The sequence below is a fragment of the Paenibacillus sp. WLX1005 genome (genome assembly GCF_046603685.1).
Lineage (GTDB): Bacteria > Bacillota > Bacilli > Paenibacillales > Paenibacillaceae > Saccharibacillus.
In genome coordinates this window covers 2,629,930-2,648,358 of record NZ_CP176756.1, presented here as the reverse complement: position 1 = coordinate 2,648,358, position 18,429 = coordinate 2,629,930, and the positions used below count along the sequence as shown (strand labels likewise).

General features: G+C 47.9%; 14 protein-coding genes. 4 read left to right on the top strand and 10 right to left on the bottom strand.

What is annotated here, in order from left to right:
• Positions 1 to 40: 40 nt before the first annotated feature.
• Complete coding sequence (locus ACE3MZ_RS11445) at positions 41 to 529, bottom strand: hypothetical protein (protein WP_411346555.1); 489 nt, start codon at positions 527 to 529, stop codon at positions 41 to 43.
• Between the two features lie 161 nt (positions 530 to 690).
• On the opposite strand from ACE3MZ_RS11445, the gene ACE3MZ_RS11440 reads away from it, so the two are divergent.
• Complete coding sequence (locus tag ACE3MZ_RS11440; protein WP_411346554.1) at positions 691 to 1,449, top strand: response regulator transcription factor; 759 nt, start codon at positions 691 to 693, stop codon at positions 1,447 to 1,449.
• Complete coding sequence (locus ACE3MZ_RS11435; RefSeq protein ID WP_411346553.1) at positions 1,446 to 2,702, top strand: sensor histidine kinase; 1,257 nt, start codon at positions 1,446 to 1,448, stop codon at positions 2,700 to 2,702. Before ACE3MZ_RS11440 ends, ACE3MZ_RS11435 begins: the two co-directional genes overlap by 4 nt.
• Positions 2,703 to 2,800: 98 nt before the next feature.
• Here the strand turns inward: ACE3MZ_RS11435 and ACE3MZ_RS11430 are convergent, their stop codons facing one another.
• The 4 genes from ACE3MZ_RS11430 to ACE3MZ_RS11415 all read right to left on the bottom strand — a co-directional run bounded on the left by ACE3MZ_RS11430 (position 2,801) and on the right by ACE3MZ_RS11415 (position 7,859).
• Positions 2,801 to 3,997 carry an MFS transporter gene (locus tag ACE3MZ_RS11430; protein WP_411346552.1) on the bottom strand — a complete coding sequence of 399 codons (1,197 nt, stop codon included), beginning with the start codon at positions 3,995 to 3,997 and terminating at the stop codon, positions 2,801 to 2,803.
• A 187-nt stretch (positions 3,998 to 4,184) separates the two neighbouring features.
• Entirely contained in the window at positions 4,185 to 5,153 is a 969-nt protein-coding gene (locus ACE3MZ_RS11425) for a helix-turn-helix domain-containing protein (RefSeq protein WP_411346551.1), read from the bottom strand.
• Between the two features lie 272 nt (positions 5,154 to 5,425).
• Positions 5,426 to 5,935 (bottom strand): hypothetical protein, encoded by a 510-nt coding sequence (locus ACE3MZ_RS11420; RefSeq protein WP_411346550.1) that lies wholly within the window; start codon positions 5,933 to 5,935, stop codon positions 5,426 to 5,428.
• A gap of 178 nt (positions 5,936 to 6,113) precedes the next feature.
• Positions 6,114 to 7,859: an ABC transporter substrate-binding protein gene (locus ACE3MZ_RS11415; RefSeq protein ID WP_411346549.1), complete on the bottom strand. Its 1,746-nt coding sequence runs from the start codon at positions 7,857 to 7,859 to the stop codon at positions 6,114 to 6,116.
• A 191-nt stretch (positions 7,860 to 8,050) separates the two neighbouring features.
• On the opposite strand from ACE3MZ_RS11415, the gene ACE3MZ_RS11410 reads away from it, so the two are divergent.
• Together ACE3MZ_RS11410 and cyoE are read left to right on the top strand one after the other, a co-directional pair.
• Positions 8,051 to 9,325, top strand: coding sequence for an MDR family MFS transporter (locus ACE3MZ_RS11410; protein WP_411346548.1), 1,275 nt, complete (start codon positions 8,051 to 8,053; stop codon positions 9,323 to 9,325).
• Between the two features lie 371 nt (positions 9,326 to 9,696).
• Positions 9,697 to 10,623 (top strand): heme o synthase, encoded by a 927-nt coding sequence (gene cyoE, locus ACE3MZ_RS11405; RefSeq protein ID WP_411346547.1) that lies wholly within the window; start codon positions 9,697 to 9,699, stop codon positions 10,621 to 10,623.
• A 77-nt stretch (positions 10,624 to 10,700) separates the two neighbouring features.
• On the opposite strand, the gene ACE3MZ_RS11400 is transcribed toward cyoE, so the two are convergent.
• From ACE3MZ_RS11400 to ACE3MZ_RS11380, 5 genes are all read right to left on the bottom strand, one after another.
• Positions 10,701 to 11,477 (bottom strand): hypothetical protein, encoded by a 777-nt coding sequence (locus ACE3MZ_RS11400; RefSeq protein WP_411346546.1) that lies wholly within the window; start codon positions 11,475 to 11,477, stop codon positions 10,701 to 10,703.
• A 75-nt stretch (positions 11,478 to 11,552) separates the two neighbouring features.
• The gene (locus tag ACE3MZ_RS11395) at positions 11,553 to 14,678 is read right to left on the bottom strand and encodes an efflux RND transporter permease subunit (RefSeq protein ID WP_411346545.1); all 3,126 of its coding nucleotides are present in this window, start codon (positions 14,676 to 14,678) and stop codon (positions 11,553 to 11,555) included.
• Positions 14,675 to 16,225: an efflux RND transporter periplasmic adaptor subunit gene (locus ACE3MZ_RS11390; RefSeq protein WP_411346544.1), complete on the bottom strand. Its 1,551-nt coding sequence runs from the start codon at positions 16,223 to 16,225 to the stop codon at positions 14,675 to 14,677. The genes ACE3MZ_RS11395 and ACE3MZ_RS11390 overlap by 4 nt, the downstream gene beginning before the upstream one ends.
• Positions 16,226 to 16,529: 304 nt before the next feature.
• A complete protein-coding gene (locus tag ACE3MZ_RS11385) occupies positions 16,530 to 17,204 on the bottom strand; it encodes a response regulator (RefSeq protein WP_411346543.1) in 675 nt (224 codons plus the stop codon).
• 9 nt (positions 17,205 to 17,213) lie between these two features.
• Positions 17,214 to 18,389 (bottom strand): sensor histidine kinase, encoded by a 1,176-nt coding sequence (locus tag ACE3MZ_RS11380; protein ID WP_411346542.1) that lies wholly within the window; start codon positions 18,387 to 18,389, stop codon positions 17,214 to 17,216.
• Positions 18,390 to 18,429 lie beyond the last annotated feature (40 nt).

Genomic DNA, 18,429 nt, shown 5'->3' with positions numbered 1-18,429 from the left:
CGTGTATGCAAAAGCTGCTGTCTCGACCGGCCAACATTCATTATTGTTCATCGTTTGATTTGGGCGTGCTATCTGTCGAAGCTGTATCGTTCTCTTGCTCTGTAGCTGCTGATGCTGTGGCTACTGATTCAGCAGTTGCAGATGGTTGTTCCGTCTGTTGTTGCGCTGGTGAATCCGTTGACGTTTCAGCACTGGTGGTTTCGTCCGTCTGTGGATCCTGCGCTGTTACTTCTTGGGGTTCCTGTAGCTCGAACATATGAATAAATTCCTGAATAATCGCATCTGTCGCCTTCAATTCCCCACTGATCACCGATTTGATCTCTGCATATTCCGGCTGCTCCAATTGTTGTACGAGTGTATTGCGCTTCACTTCCAATCGTTCCAGAAAAGCAACTGCACGCCCACGCCGGAACGTTTGTGCACTGCGAAAATGCTTTCTATCCTCTTCACTTCTGCCTCGTCCGCCTCTTGGACCGCGATGCTCCCCATGATGATGTGGTCCGCGATGTTCATGTTTTCCTTCACGCATAGTAGTTCCTCCTTAGGTTTTGTATACATTTGTATACGCTTCGTTGATGTATACAAATGTATACAACAAAAGAACGAGTGTCAATATATACACAATAATTTTTTCACTTTTTTATATGGTTTACTTTCGATGACTGTTAAAAATACAATAGGATAAAACGAATGGAGCTGAGCTTCCATTCCGATTGCATGACTGTTACATTTCTGAATGAAGGTGATATGATGACTGTCCCTGTTCATATTTTGATTTGCGATGACCATATTGCGGTGCATGAGAGCATATCTGCTTATTTGCAGGCGGAAGGTATGAGCTTTGCGTCGGTTTTTCATGGTGAGGATGTGCTGCGGCGATTAGAGAACGAGCATTTTGACCTGCTGATTCTGGATGTGATGCTTCCGAGGCTATTTGGTACAGATATTTGCCGTAGTATTCGTCAACAGAGCGAGATTCCGATCATTATGCTGAGCGCTCGTTCTGAAGAAAGCGACCGCATTCTCGGTCTGGAGCTGGGCGCCGATGATTATATTACGAAGCCCTTTTCGCCGCGCGAGGTAGTGACGCGGATCAAGACGATCTTGAAACGCACACATGGTCATACCCAGACCACCCCGCCGGAAAAAGAAATTCGTGTCGGTGATATGATCATCGACCGACATGCGTTTGAAGTAAGAATTCACGGGCAGAAGCCTGATTTTACTCCGCGTGAGATTGAGCTGCTCATTTTATTTGCGTCTAATCGGGACTGCCTGCTATCACGAGAGCAGATTTTGAACAAGCTGTGGGGATATGATTATGCAGGTGATATTCGTGCTGTCGATCATCTGATCAAGCGGATGCGTAAGAAGTTTCCTGAGCAATCGCCCGGCTTTGAGATCAAAACGGTGTACGGCATGGGCTATCGCTTGGAGAGCATAGTATGAAACGACTGCTTAGCAATCGCAAGCGTATTTACATCGCCATCCTGATTCTGTTTATCGTCGGGCAACTGACCGGGACGCTGGTCATTCGACAGCTCTTTTTAAATTACAAACTCAAGGACAACTACCCGCAGGCAGTTACACTTGCCCAGCGAATTGCGGTAAACGAGGACGATGTGACCTATCCGCAGGGCATGATCGTCAAAGCATACCAGCTGGACGGGCAAACACTAGCGACCGCAGCAGCGAATCGAGTACCAAAGCTATTCCTGCTGGACGAAGAACAATTCCGTCAACAATTGACTGCATATATTCCCGATGTGATCCAGCAGCAGCCCTTTGCCATCATTCGCAATATCGGTGGATTGCCGAGCGATTCGGTCGTAGTTGCTGCTCCGGTCGTTCGGGATGGGCAGACTATAGGCGTTATCTTCCTCTTGCAGCCGATTGCCGAGTTTCAGGCGGTACTGAACGGGTTTTACCTCGTATTCACGGCGACGCTGCTGCTCGGTACCATTGTCATTGGCTACTTTCTATCTGCTTATGTCAAAGAAGTACGGCGCTTGGATAAGCTGCGTAGTGATTATGTCGCCAACATTAGTCATGAGCTGAATTCGCCGATTGCCTCTATTCGAGCCCTGACAGAAACGCTGGCGGATGGCATGGTGCAGCAAGAAGAGAAACGGCGTAATTATTACAGCATCATCCTGACGGAATGTGGACGGTTGCAACGACTGATCGGCGATGTGCTGGAATTATCCAGAATGCAAAATAACCCCTATAGCCCGGAGCGACAGCGGATTGATATGGTAGCGTGTATGCAATTTGTGCAGGAACGGTACGCTTTTCTAGCGGAAGATTTGGGCATTAATTTTCAACTAACGAAGTCGGCATTGCAATTACCGGATGCGTATGGCAATCGGGATAAGCTACTTCAGCTGCTCAATATTTTGCTAGATAATGCGATGAAATTTGTTGGTGAGGAAGGTGTCATCCAGCTGGATGCCGTGGTGGAAGCGAGGCAGATTGTTATTATGATTACGGATAACGGCGAAGGCATTGCATCGCAGGACTTGCCGTATATTTTTGAACGATTTTACAAAAGTGACAAATCTCATCCCGGCAACGGTAGCGGCTTGGGATTGTCGATTGCGAGTGAAATTGCAGACAGTCTCGGTGAGAAGATTAGCGTCACCAGTCGTCCGGGAGAAGGCAGTACATTTCGTTTTACAATCAAACGCGCGGTGGACAAGTGAATCTGTCCCCGCGCGTTTTAAGTTGTTTATTGTTTTCGTGTTGGTACGGATGCTTTTATCTGGTCGTACAATATGGGATTACTGTATTGGGATCATTCTCACCGTGTCGCTGTCTGTTGTTGTGCCGATCTGCGCCATACGCCTGCAACAGCAATCAGTACAATAATCAGCAGCCCTCCAATCAGCATGAATGGTATATACCGATTCACCTCATACAGTAATGTGGACAACAGCGGCGCAATAATCGCAGCAATTCCCTGCATCATCGCTACGAATCCGGCGGCACTTCCTTGTTGCTCTGCACGAACCGACAGCGATGCACCCGCCATGAAGCCTGGCATCAATAGCCCCGCACCCAGTCCGAATAGGAAAAAGGCAAGATCATACACCATCGCCTGCCGTCCGATCACAAAGCAAACGATACCGAGCAGCATTAAGACACCCCCGACAGCGACCATACATACGGGATTCCAATGCAGCCAGCGCATCTGTACAATCTGCATGATCAGCATCGCAACCCCGGAGAACATTAACCCCGCCGATACCATCTGCGCCGTAGCCGTAGCCGACAATTGCAGCTGATCTTGAAAATAAAATCCGCCAATAACCTGCAATGTCACAATCCCGATCATCGTTGACAGCCCAGTTAGCAGATAAAATCGCAAGCCCGGTTGAAGCATACGAATAGCTGCTGGTTTGCCATTTCTAACTGGCGCAGGTGCTGGTGGCATCATCCAGAGCACCATCAGGAAAGCAGCCGCAGCCAGTACAATGCCAAAATACAGCGGCCATAACAGCCCAATCCAGATAAACGCTCCTGCCGTCGCTGGACCGAATATCAATCCCATCCCATTCGCGGCTCCAATCACCGCCATACCAGACGAACGCTCCTGCTCTGAAGTAACATCGCTCATATAAGCTTGTGAAGGCGACAGGATCGCCGGAATACACGCTCCGACCAACGCACGCGTAACGATCAACAACACCACAAGCAGCGTTCCGCCCAACCATGCTTGCAGACCGCTATACAGCACCAATGTAAATAATAGACAGCTGATGCTCATCCCTGCAAAACCGATCAAAATGACTAGTTTGCGCCCTTTCCTATCGCTCCATCTTCCCCATAGCGGCGCCATGACCGCCATCGCGACAGAACCGAGCGATATAATGAAACCGGAATGAATTTCCTGCAAGCCCAGCTCACGAATGAGCGAAGGCATAATTGGCGCAATGAGCATCAGTCCCAGCATGGCGACGAATACACTGCAAAAGATACTGATCTTAATCTTGTTCATCCTGCTCTCTCCCTTCCTGCTACAGTCCGTTTACAGTTATGATGGACTGCTCTGTACGCAGTATAAGAGAGAATTCATGCACATACCGCCGCGTAACGGATAAGAGGAACGCAAGACGGATTTTATTCTATATCATTTCTACCGTATTTCTACATCATTCCCAGTATATCCAGTATATTTAATATATTTAGTAGAGCTTGCGCACCGAAGACGGTTTCACCCCATATTGTCGAATGAATTGACCAGCAAAGGAACTCATATTGCTGTACCCAACTGCTGTTGCCGCCCCAGTTACATTCATCTCACCGCTACGCAACAGCTGCATCGCATGCTGCAATCGAATCTGACGCAGATAGCCATAGACTGTCGTGTCATAGCACGCTTTGAAGCCCTTTTTTAATTTAAAATCATTCAGCTCGACGAGTCGTGATAATTCCAGCAATGAAGGTGGTTCTGTCATGCGATACTGAAGCACTTCTGCCGCACGCTTCACCTTGCTCAGATCATCACGCGACAACCCATTCGGCAAACGCGGTCGATCCAGCAGCTGACACATATAATGCTGAAGCAGCTCCAGCGCTGCCGATTCCAGCAGCAGTGGCGGATAATCGTCATTACGAAGCGCATCTAACAATATATGTATTTGACGTTGCTCGTGTAGACCGTTATCAAATATCATTTGCCGAAACGCCGCCCCACTGCGCAAATATTCAAAATCCAGCTTGCCCGCCGGATCCATTCCGCGCAGTGCATACTGAAATAAGGATACCGGAATTCCCATCCCAAACGCCTCGATTCGCTCGGTTGTACCGTGCTCATAATCAATCGCAAAATCGCTCAGCAGATTCAATGATCCTTTGCCTTCTTCCATACAATACGAAACGTCACCAATCGCCGCATACCGTTTACCCGAAAAGGCAAATTGCAATTCCACCATCTGCCCCTGACATGTGAATCGCCCCGGATTTGGTTGATCGTAATGACAATCCCAATATGCCAGCTCCAATCCGCTATATGTAGTCACTCGATGAATACTGCCATTCCCCAGCTGCGGAGACAGCGTATATTGAACGCCATTCTTCCTCTGCTGCTGTGTAAACGGTATATGATCGAAAAAACGGCTATAGATCCGCTCCAGATTCTCATCGACATTCATGTTCCTCTGCTCCTTTCAATGGTACGGTTGAGATGATCAATTGTGATATGGTTGCATATCGTAATATACGCAACGATTAATATATCCTTTTTTTACAAATGATAATTATTCTCAATTAAAAAGTACAGCATTTTGCCTTTCTGGGCAACGATTATATTGCCATCTTCTTATGAAAGCTTAGCAAAAAATCTCGCATTTCCGTACAAATGCCACGACAAAAAAGCCGCAATCCATCGTTCTAACGGATGCAGCTTTGCAATAAACCATGCTCATTATTCGCTTTCGAGTGCCTGTTCTGTCGAGCGCATCTTTTCCTTTTCCATCTGTTTGTCGATGCGATGCCGAATCTCGTGCAGTACCATCGTCAAAATCTCACGTCGTTCGCTCAGGTCAATCAATGCTTGCCGCAGTCCAGCGCGCTCCATACTAGCATCCTGTTCGCTAATCCGATAGCGCGCAAGCGACTCGGCACCACGAATAATTTCGTCCTGCAATTCGCGGATATAATCGGTGACCACTTCCAACGATTCCAAATATACCTCGTTTGCATGACCTTGCAGCGGCGAACGCACAAACCGATCCGCATAATCGCCCTGCACCTGTACAAGCGCAAATGCCGGATTGCTCAACAGTAACTGCAAGCTTTGCATTTGCATTTCAGCCGGCATTCGGTCAATTCCAATCGCTTCATTGTGCTCTACCATTCGTTGCAGACAGCGTTGTAGTTCATCCCCGCCTGCTGGCAGCTTGTCCAATTCGGTTTTACGTACAAAATAGATCATCGCCATCTCCTCATTCCGACATGGTACGGTACATTTCGCTGTTGATTTTCTAATTCCGGTGGAGTAGTACCCCACACATTTCCAAAACGAAGCGTGTTTCGCGTAATTGAGCTATTTTGTCTGCCACACCATCATGTAACGCATATTTATACGAGCTAAACGATTTTCTACGGATTCCTTACCGATTCTTGATCCACAACGCCGACAAATTAGGAAAACCAAAGGAATCAAGATGCAATCCGTACAAGTTCCGGTTAAAATATGCGCGTTGATTAATATGATTCCCGAACAGTAGCCAATTTTCCTGCTGCAATCGATCAACAATTTGTGTGAGCCGCTGTCTTCGCTCTCCTTGCTCTTTGCGCATAATGTCATACAGCATCTCATGAATCTGCTGCAATTGCTCTGCATTCAGCATATGATGCAAATAATTCGCCTCATTCGAAAAATAATTGATCAGATCCCATTCCCAATCGTCCTCTAATACTTCCACCGCGAGCACCATATGTCCGCCAGCGACTAATTTGCGCTCCTGCGGCTCCAGTTCCAGCTGTAATCCGATCTGCTGGGCACGCTGCTGCAACCATTCCGCTTCGCGCCGTTCCTCATATTTATCCACAAATGTTAACGTCAATATCTCGCCAGCATAGCTGCTCTGTGCTAATTGCTGACGCACCTGCTCCAGCGATACTTCTGGAAAAGACATCTCCGCACTCTGCCACGGCAAAAAGCTGCCTGCCGACGAGATTCGGTCTCCGCCTAGCTCACGCCGCATCGTTTCCCGGTCATACAGCATACGAATCGCTTGCCGGAAGTTATCTTCGTGCTGAACACCCGGTATGTGGAAATTGAACAGCATATATCGTCCGCCCTGCGCAGGTTGATTGATTAGACGGCTGTATTGCTCCTCTTCCTCACTGCCATTACTCAGTCGATAATATCGATTGTTATGCCCTTCTTCCGGCATAAACCATACGTCCACTCGATCCAGCATCGGACGATATCCATAATATCCGTCAAAAGCGATCAGTGACAGCTTACTGCCAGAACGACGAGCAATGCGAAATGGTCCACTGCCATTAATCGTCTCCTCACCTTGCTCATGTTCCGGTACGATCCCCATAAAAATATTAGCTAATAAATGCAAAAACATCGCATTCGGCTGCACCAGGCAAAAGGTCAATGTATAGTCGGTATGCACAACTACATCGCGAATATCGCTATACAGCCAGCCGATATTACGCCCGCGCTGCTGCAAACGTTGGACGGTAGCATAGACATCTCGTGCTGTGAGCAAGCTGCCATCGTGAAAACGAATCCCTTTGCGTAAATAAAATGTCCATTCTGTATAATCCTCATTCGCTTCCCAGCGATGCGCAATACGTGGTGCAAAATCTTCGTGCTGTGGATCATAGCAGACGAGCGTATCGAATAACTGTCGCAGCAAAAACACCTCGAATGCAGTAAATACTTTGACCGTATTCAGTTCTTCTAGCGGTCGGTAACGAATCATGCGCAGCACATCCTGCGTACTACTCTCCTCTTGTTCGCGATGCAGACCAAGATAGATATTGATCCGCTGCCATAATCGTTCCCGAAATGGCTCGTCATTCTCCATACGACCTGTCAGTTCCAGCGCTTCCTTTACCCGATCTCGACTCAGCAGCTGCTCCACCTGCTGCTCCACTAATTCATGATGATGACACCGAAATTCAAGCTGTGAGTGATTTCCGCGCCCACGCCCCGGTTGCCAGCTAATCCAGCATCGATCCTCCAGCTTGCGCAATACAAACTTTACATTTCGCGGTGTACAGTACAGAATATCCGCCAGCTCAGCAATCGTCGCTCTACAGATCGATGGCACGTTACGCTCATGGTTCAGTCGGTCATACAACTGCATATATTGCAGCGCCTCATGCTCCATCCATCTCACTCCTCTCCTATTGTCCGCATGGTCTGGGTTAATCGTAATTGAGGACGATTGAATATATAAATTCGTCAGTTTCGCTAAAAGGTGAAACTTACATATAAAAGCTTACTCTTTTTCTTCTCCTTTTTTCTTTTTACAATAATAACAATTCATCTGACGTATTGTAAAACTTAGGAGTGTTGATCATGATTGCCAAACATCTTACCGCTATTCATCCACTTGCTTGGACCGTCATTATTGGGACGGTATTCGGGCGTCTTGTCACTTCCATGAGCATTCCATTTCTGGCGATCTATCTGACTTCAACGCTTGGCATTGCCGCTACAGAAACGGGGCTAATTATCGCTGCCAGTTCCTTGGCAGGCGTAGCTGTCAGTTTCTACGGCGGATACATATCCGACCGGATTGGACGCAAAAAAGTAATGCTGTTTTCTGCCTTTTTCTGGGCGCTTGTCTTTTTCGGGTTTGCTGCTGCGGATCAGATCTGGATGTTCTTTGTTGTGAATGTCCTTAACGGAATCTGCCGCGCTGTATTTGAACCCGCATCACGGGCATTATTGTCGGAAACGACACCGCCAGAGCATAAGCTGCTTGTGTTCAATCTTCGGTATGCTGCGATCAATATCGGTGTCGTATTCGGACCGATCATCGGATTACAGTTAGGCTCGGCACAATCGACTTTTCCCTTTGTCATTGCCGGGTTCGTCTATATTGTGTATGGTGTTGTGCTAGTCGTACAGTTTGCCGCGCATCGCGATGTGGCGAATGTGCACATATCCAGTGACGTTGTGAAGCCACGTCTTGGCGAAGCCTTGCGTGTGACGACCTCGGATCGCATCTTCCTGTTTGTATTGATCGGAACGATCTTCTGTGTGCTTGGTTACGGTCACTTCAGCTCTACACTAGCTCAATATTTATCACTGACACCTGACCTGCAAAATGGCAGTACGATTTTCTCTTATATGCTGGCTGCCAATGCGGCGATTGTACTGATCGTGCAGTATCCGGTTGTACGCTTAGCACGCCGATTCCGCCCGATTGTACCGTTGATTATGGGGAATATTCTCGTCGTATTGTCGTTAATCATCTTCGGCTTCTCACACAATCTGTTCTCATTTCTGATTGGTGTATTCGTATTCACCGTCGGCGAAGTGTTGATGTTCACCATGATGGATATATTGATCGATCATATTGCACATCCCGATTGGAAAGGCACGTATTTCGGAACGATTGGATTCAACAACATCGGTAATGTGCTGGCACCGATCACAGGCGGATTGCTACTGGATCACTACGCTGCACAGGGTGGTTGGATGGTATTCGTACCACTTGCGCTGTTGACCGCAGTCGGTCTGCCCTTCCTGTTCGTCGCCCATCGTCGCTTGACGATTCGAGATCAACATCAGACAGAGCAACAACAAAACTCGCTTCCTGACAAATCCAGTGCAGCTCGCGCGTAAGCGATGCAACCATTGCTTTGTTACTCAAGAAAGCATCATCCAATTCACGCTGGCCGTTATGTTGGCTGGTTCACCGACTGTTTCCCCCTAACGAACATCGGTTGCCGCACATAACGGCCTTTTTTGCTGGCAATTAACGTTTTCTACGAAGATATGGTTTATTTTGCTGGTCTAATGTGTATTTATCTTAATATGATATCAATGTTCATACATATTTTCACAAAGATTCCTATACTTTTGTGAAAAAAGTTATAAAGTTTTCACAATTTCATGTCTTAATTTTTAAAATCATCATTTACAACGCGTGTTTGTACCTTATAAATGGTATGATAAACGCATACAATACATCGAAACGGGTGACATATATAGAGATGAAAAATCAAACAGGTCAAGTTGCACATGCAAATGTACAGGTACATTCACTGCCTGCCATCTTTTTTGCTACGATCAAAACGGGGATCATCAAATCCAATCTGATTGCAATGTTCGCTGGGTTGAGCATGGCGATCTACGTGTTCCATCTTTCTTTTTTTGAGCATATCGGAGCGATCATTCTTGCATTTATCGGCTCTTCGCTCGTGATCGGCTCTGCGGGTGCATTTAACAATTTGTACGACCGTGATATTGATGCGATTATGGAACGTACTAAGACGCGTCCAACCGTAACTGGTAAAATGGATGCGCCGAACGGTCTAGCAATCGGAACGACAATGGCGCTGAGCGGTGTAGCGCTGCTGTATGTTAGCTCTCCGCTAGCAGCATTGTTCGGCTTCCTCGGACTGTTCTTGTACGTGGTGCCTTACACCATGTGGACCAAACGTAAAACGATCTACAATACCGAAGTTGGTAGCCTGTCTGGCGCTGTACCTCCATTGATCGGCTGGGCTGCTGTATCCAGCGATCTGGGGCATTGGGAAATCTGGGCACTAGTTGTAACGATGCTACTATGGCAAATGCCTCACTTCTACGCCATTGCGATTCGCCGTTTTGACGAATACAAAGCAGCCAGCGTACCGATGCTGCCAGTTGTCAAAGGTCTGAAACGCACGTACGCACAAACGAATTTCTATCTCGTATTGCTCGTACTGTCCAGCTTCATGTTCTGGCCGCTTAGCCCGTACATCGCTGGTGTTGCATTCGTACTCAGCACCGCATGGCTCGTATTCAGCTTCAAAAGCTATAATAAAACTGATGTTGCTCCATGGGCGAAAAAAATGTTCATTTTCTCCCTCAACCACATTACATTGCTGTTTCTGATCATCATCGCCTTCTCGCTGATCGCAGAATGGCTGAGATAATCGTTAACTAACAAACGCAAGGCTGCACTGGAATATTCCGGTGCAGCCTTTTTTGATGTAATTGATTTCATATTCATTCAATGTACACGCCCAGTGCCGAGTACAGAAATGGACTCAGGCTGTCCGTTTATTTGCATACACTCATCCAGCAATTCTGGATGCTGTTCCATGTAATCCAGCCATAGCCGCACAAGCTGCACGCGATGAGAAGACTGCAATTGCTCTCTTTCCCTATCCAGCAATTGTTGCCAGCGCTTTTGTCTGAGCGACGGGTACAGGTAGTGCTTATGCAGTTTCTTTTTCGCGGTGTACAGACAAGCGGCTCGCTGCAATCCGGTGTCTAGCAAACGATTGGCGGAAGGTGACAGGTTGAATTTGAATTGGTGCAAATGAGCGGTAAAGGCGTCGCATTCTCCTTTCTGCGTTGCATCCGTGCAGTCCTGATGGTGGTGACGTTCATGAATGTAGATTTGTAGCATTTCGATTAGTAGTTGACTGAGCCAATATTCATATTGCTTCGCTTGCTGCTGTTGTCCCTCTGTTTCCTTTTGCTCTTGGTTATAATCATCATATTCGTAGTGATGTACTTTGTGAGCATCCACTTTGTGAGAAGTATATATTCCGTTTGTATCATAGAGATACTCGTTGTTCTTGTTATCATCCATAATCGTCATGTAGAGCTGAATCAACCAGCCCATTTTGTACTGTGGTGCCAAAGTGTGATCGGCGTACAATTGGAAGATGGTGTGCTGAATTTCCGCGATCCAACGATGCGCTGGATTCTCACGATCTACTTTGGCCTTTGCCTTCTCCACTGAGAATGATTCCGCAGAAAAGGAATGCCTGGTCGTCATGTCTTGCCCTCCTCTCATTGTGTACAAATAGGAGGCAGAATCTAGATCTGCCTCCAGCTTGCAGTCGTTATCCAATCAAGGCGTTAGCTGCTGTTGCTTGCGTTTTTCTAGCCGTTGCTGCTTGCGTTCTGCCTTGCGAATGTGACGCTTTTCTTTCCACTGGGCAACGACCATATACAAGGATGGTACGACGAACAACGTTAGAATCGTTGAGAAGATCAGACCGAATATAATAACAACGCCAAGCGGGCGGAACAGCAGCTCACCAATCGTAGCGATTGGGATCATACCGACGATGGCGGTTAATGACGTGAGCAGAATCGGACGGAAACGTGCAGACGCTGCCTGAATCACTGCTTCTTTTAGCTCCATGCCTTCACGCCGTGCATCCTCGATAAACTCGATCAGTACGATACCATTCCGTACGACGATACCGGCGAGTGCGATAATGCCCATGATCGCCATAAAGCCAATTGGCGTCTGGGTGATAAACAGTCCGAGTACTGCGCCTGCCGCCGCCAGATACACGGTCGTCATAATAATAAATGGAATTGATAATGAGTAAAATTGAATCACGATCAGGATAAAGATAATGAATACCGCGACGATGAACAATTGCCCCAGATCGCCGAATGTATCTGCCTGATCGGATGTCTCCCCGCCTACTTCCCACGTATAACCTTCGGGGAAATTCATCTGTTCCAGCTTCGGTGTAATGTCTCCCATCACTTCGGTAGCGGTACGACCATTTACGTCTGCTTCAATTGTATTCACGCGTTGCAGATCGTAACGATCAATCTGCTGAATCGTAAAGCCCGGCTTCATTTGTACGATTTGCGACAATGGTACCTGTGTACCTGCGCTATTGGTGACATTCACCTGTTGTAGCAGCTTATTCGGACTGGATGACTCTGCATCATTCATATACAGCTTGATATCCACAAGATCCTGTCCATTGTCGAAGTCGCCGACATTAATGCCACTTCCCATCATTAACAGCGTCTGAGTCAGATCGTTGTAGCTGACTTTATAACGATCCATCGCCTGCTTATTAACAACAAAATCCAGTGCGTAGTTGTCATTGCCCATCGTATCGGTAATCCCGAATGTGCCCGATGTTTCGCTGATAATTTGCTTGATCTGATTGGTCAGACTGCGCAGTTCATCCAGATCGTCACCAGCAATGCGAATCGATACCGGCTTACCGACGGATACGCCAAGTGCTGCGCCTTTGACCGAGATTTCAATACCCGGATATAGCTGTTTAAGCTGGTCAGACCATTGTTCTGTTACTTTTTCTACATCCATTCCGGTCTTACCGGTAATCAGAATCTGACCGGTGTTCGTGCCACCGCCTGAACCGCCGCCAATGCCGCTGAATAACAGTGGTGCTCCACCGCCGGCTGCATAAGCAGTTTTCTCAATTCCTTCTTGTTTGCCAACCCATGTTGCCATACTTTGCATGACCTTATTCGTTTCCTGCAATGATGTGCCAGATGGTAGCGAGACACTAATCGTAATGCGTGGGTCTTCGGAAGTTGGGAACAACTCGACCGGTGTAGCTGCTGCCAGTCCATAAATGCCAGTACTGACAATCAGACCGATCAATGCAATCAGAAGCGGCTTTTTCAATACACGTGGCATTAGCTTATGCGCATAACTATTGCTAATCGCCTGAATCTGACGACCGAGAATACCGGCAGGACGATCTAGACGGCGCTTACCACGTTCCAATTGACGCTCTTCATACCACTGACGGAAGATCGGAATGATCGTGAGCGACATAATCATCGACGCCAGCATACAGAGCGAGATAACGGTCGGAATCGGACGGATAAAGGCGCCCATATCACCCTGCAGCAGCATCAGAGGTACGAATGCCGAGATGGTAGCGAGCGTAGCCGTAATAATCGAAACGGATACTTCCTTCGTACCATTGATCGCTGCGTCGGTCGGACTCTCCCCAAGTGTGGATAGCCGTCGTTCGATATTGTCATTCACGACGACCGCATCATCGACGAGAATCCCCAGTACGATGATAAGACCCACAATCGTAATCTGATTGAGCGTAATCCCCAATCCCGGCAAGAAGATCAAGCCGAGCGCAATCGAGACTGGAATCGCCAATGCAACGAATCCAGCAGTCAGCCAGTTCATACCGAGCGTACAGATTAGAATAACGGCGATGATCGCAATGATCATTTCCTTGATCAAATCTTTGAAAATGCGATCCACTTCATCATTCTGAGCGAATAGCGGCTCCATCTTCACATTGCCGGGCAATGTTTTCTCCAATGAAGCCATCTTCGTATTCAGGCGATCCTCCATCGTTGGCACGTCAGAACCAGTCTGGCTGCTAATATCGAGTGAGATTGCCGGGCTACCGTTGTAATAGCTAAGCTGGGTTTCGGTTGCTTTACCTAGCTCAATCGTTGCGACATCCTTCAGATAGACAGGGATACTATTATCGTTTTGGGAAACGACAATATTTTGGAGTTGATTGTAATCAGTCGACTTATCTACGGTGATCTGGTAAGTACGGTCGTCATAGGTGAGATTACCGGTTGGTACGCGGTTATTCTCTCCTTGAATTGCCTGCTGCACTGTTTCCCACGAGATGCCGTATTGCTGCAATTTGGACATATTCACACTGATGCGCACCTGCTGATCAGGAATACCGGCGATGGATACTTGCGTAATGCCGGGAACCGAGCGCAGCTGACTTTGCCAAGTGGTCATCAGATTATTCAGTGCGTACAGATCGTCTTTATTTTTGGCATAAATAGCGTACGATTTGACGAACGATTGCGTCAGATTGTCATTGACGACTGGTGCATCCGCATCCTGTGGCAATTGCGCCTGTGCGTCCTCGACTTTGCGACGAAGCTCATTCCACGTATCCGTTGCATCGGCATCATCCTCCGCCTGCACGGTAATGAGGGATACGCCATTACTGGATGTCGATGAGATCGTCTTGAGATCGGTAACTTCCTTGATCTTCTGCTCTAGCACTTCCGTTACGGTCTGCTCCATCAGCTCAGGTGTAGCACCTGCGTAGGTAGTTGTGACGGTAGCTGTTTTGACAATAACGTCGGGCATCAGCTGTTTGGGTAGCTGGCTAACCTGTGCGACGCCGAAAATAATCAGCATCACGAAGAACAAAATCGTAATTTTACGCTTTTGGACAAAATATTTGATCATTGTGCACCAGCCTCACTGCCAGCTCCATTGTTGGAGGCTGCGGGGCTGCTGGTTTCGTTCGCTCCGGTAGTACTTGAACCGTTGCTGGCACTAGAATCAGATGCACCGGTGGTGATTTCATCTCCATTAAATAGGCGGTCGGCACCGCTAGTCACGACTTTGTCGCCGACTTTCAGACCACTAGTAATCTGATATTGATTGTTATAGACTTCGCCCAGTTTGACGGTCGTTTGAACCGCTTTGCCGTTGACTGCTTTGAATACGTACGGATCGTTGCCGGAGCTGATCACAGCTTCGGTTGGTAACAGAATGCCCTGCTGTGCAGAAGTTTGACGAGATGCATTCACAACCTGTCCCGGTTTCCAGTCGCGCTGCGGGTTGCTAATCACAACCTCCACATTAATCGAGCCGGTATTTTCGTTCGTTTGCGGGCTCAGGCTTGTTACTTTGCCTGTACGCACATCATTGTACAATTGCACACTTACCTGCTGACCGACTTTCCAGCTGGCAATATCGCTGTCCGCCACTGGAAGCTGTACCTTCAGCTTGCTAATATCGCCGATCTGGAACAAGGGAGAGCTGCCATTGCTACCTCCACCGCCGCCAGCACTAACCGATTGACCGACGGACAGATTTTTCTCCAAAATCGTACCAGATGCGGGCGCCTTCATACTCGCACGAGACAGGTTCAGCTTTGCGGTTTGCACGGCGACGACTTTTTGATCATATGCTGCTTGCGACTGCTGCACACCCGCATTCGCCTTACTCACCGCGGCATTTGCCTGTTCGACGCTTGCCTGCGCACTCTGGATGCCAACCTCTGCTTCTTTGACAGCGGAAGCAGCTTTGGCACGATCTGCGGTACTGGAACCTTCCTGCGTCAGGGACAATTTTTCCTGCACATCATTAAGTGAAGTTTGGGCATCGGAGAGCGCGGTTTGTGCTTTTTCATAATCCTGTTGGGTCATCAGACCGTTATCGAGCAGTGTCTGCGAACGAGTCGCTTCAGTCTTCGCCTGATTGTAAGCAGTTTGTGCTTGGCTGACTGCATTTTGCGCCTGAGCAAGCTCCTGCGAACGAGCGCCGGATTGTACGTCCTGTTCGCTGATGCGGGCGCTTTCCAGCTTCGCCTGCGCGGATGATACACCTGCTGCCGCAGATTGTTGTCCCGCACGGGCATCGCTCAGGGACGCTTTGGCGCTTGCCAGTGAAGCATTCGCTGCGGATACATCCTCTTGCGCATTTTGCAGAGACAATTGTAGATCGGCAGTGTCCAATCGAGCGATTACTTCTCCTTTGCTAACGGTATCGCCAATATCCTTACTTACGCTTAATACGGTTCCAGCTGTTTGAAAGGACACCGGGGTCTGCTCATAAGCAATCAGTGTACCGGACAAATCATAACTCGCATTGAGCGGCTGTTCTTTGACCGTTGTCATCTGCACGGTACTTGTTGTCGGCTCTACCGCCGCAGGTTCGCTGGAACAGGCTGCCAGACTAGCAACCAGTACCACGGATGTGAAGGCCATTGGCCATTTTCTATTCATACTTCCAGTATCCTCCCGTAATCGTTAATATGATCTGCACTCCTGTATTCCACACTACCAAAATCGACAAAATTCGGAATCGTCCATACGTGCAATTGCCCTTTTTTACTTTTCTGCCCAAAAGGGCAGTTGCAGATTGCCCTTTTTGCAGCAGTACGCAAAAAACACTCATCCCTGAGGATGAGTGTGCTGTGTAAACGCAGGTTGGAGCTATGACTGTTATGGTTAGCGATGATTGGTGACAGGATTCATTTTCAGCTGTCCATTTGATCCTTGCATGTTACTTGCTCTCCAGATTGTATATTTACAGATGCACGATGCCCTTTTCAATCGCAATCGCTACCGCTTGTGCCCGGGAATCGACGCCCAGCTTGTTATAAATGTTCGTCAGATGCGCCTTGACTGTGCGTTCAGATATGCCCATATCGAAGGCGATATCCTTGCTCCGATGTCCATGTGCAATCGCCTGCAATACAACCTTTTCCCGATCAGACAATAGGATAGCACTATAGCCGGATGAACTGGCTGTAGTGCGTACAGGCGGTGTCGGCGTCATCGCTTTGCTGCGCGCCTGAAAGACAGTCTGCATAATCTCCGGCTGTAACAGCGTCTCGCCGCGAATCGCTGAATCCAGCGTACGGAACAGATTCTCACGCTTAGAATCCTTCAGCAAATAGCCACGCGCGCCCATCGCCAGCCCCTTGACCATCAGATCGTCTTCGTTATATGTGGTCAAAATAACAACCGGAACGGTACATTGCTGCTGTTGCAACTGCTCCATCGCTTCCAATCCGTCCATGATCGGCATATTCAGATCCATCAGAATTACATCCGGTTGTAGCTCCTGTGCGAGCCGTACCGCAACCTGCCCGTTCTCTGCTTCGCCAACAACCTGATAATCGTCGCTCGTTTCCAAAATGAGCTTTAGCCCTTCACGAACGACAAAGTGATCGTCAACGATCAGTACTTTATATTTCATGTCACCCTCCTATCTGAGCGGAATCTCAATCTCAATAATTGTGCCCTTCGGCTTATTCGGCATAATATTCAAGTTCCCATACATAATACGTACCCGTTCGCGAATACCAAGCAAACCGTAATGACCCGGCTGCTTGCCTATCTGCGACGTGTCCAGTCCACGTCCATCGTCGACGACACGAATTAGCATATGATCATCCTGTAAACCGAGCCATAACGCGGCATAATGCGCTTCGGCATGACGTGCAATATTAGTCAGACATTCGCGTACAATATGCAAGCTATGCTCCATTTGTAGTGGAGACAGCTCCTGCGGAATCGTAAATTCAGTATGCATCGCAATCCCTGTCGCTGCTTGAAAGCGGTTGACTTCATTTTGCAGCAAATGACCAAAATCGGTATCATCCGTCGATTGCAGCCGCAAATTATCAATCACCTCACGCGCTTCCGCCAGCGTGGTGCGCGCATTGTCCATCGAAGACGAGACGATCTCACGCGCACGGCTTGTATTGTCTTTGCCTAGATGCACATGTACCGCTTCCAACTGCATGATAATACCAACCAATCCTTGTGCCAACGTATCATGCAGATCGCGCGCCATCCGCTGACGTTCATTGGCAACGGTCAATTCTTCCACCTGCCGATGGGCTTTTTCCAATTCTTCTAAGAAATTCTGGGTACGCACGCGGGCATAATACTGCCGCAGCATGAGATTCACGATGCTGATGACAATAATATTCATAACGGTTACGAGCGATAGCGATAATGCTAGTCCTGCTACTCCATCCGTCGTCAACGTATACCATAATACGATCGCATAGCCGAGCGCCATGAAGAAGAACATTTTCACTTTGTCATAATACGCATATAGAAATTGCCCTGCTAGCAGCGGATACAAGCCCAGCTGTACAAGCGCATAACCATAATGGGAAAAATAAATAGTGGATACGCTCAGTAATACCTGAACGGTAAAATAAAGCCATACCCATTTTTGCGAAAATCGGTCAAAAAACCAGTTCATCACCATAAACGCAAACAGTAGCAACATCAAAATGCCTACATGTACCGCGCTCTGTCTGGCAACGGTCACGATAATGCTGACTCCGATCTGGATAATGAATATCCAGAGTACCGTAATCTTTCTGGCTTCACGAGCGATTCCCGAAAAATGATGACTGTTCTGCATAGTTTCACCCTTTCACCTGTCTACTCCATTATATCAGGTG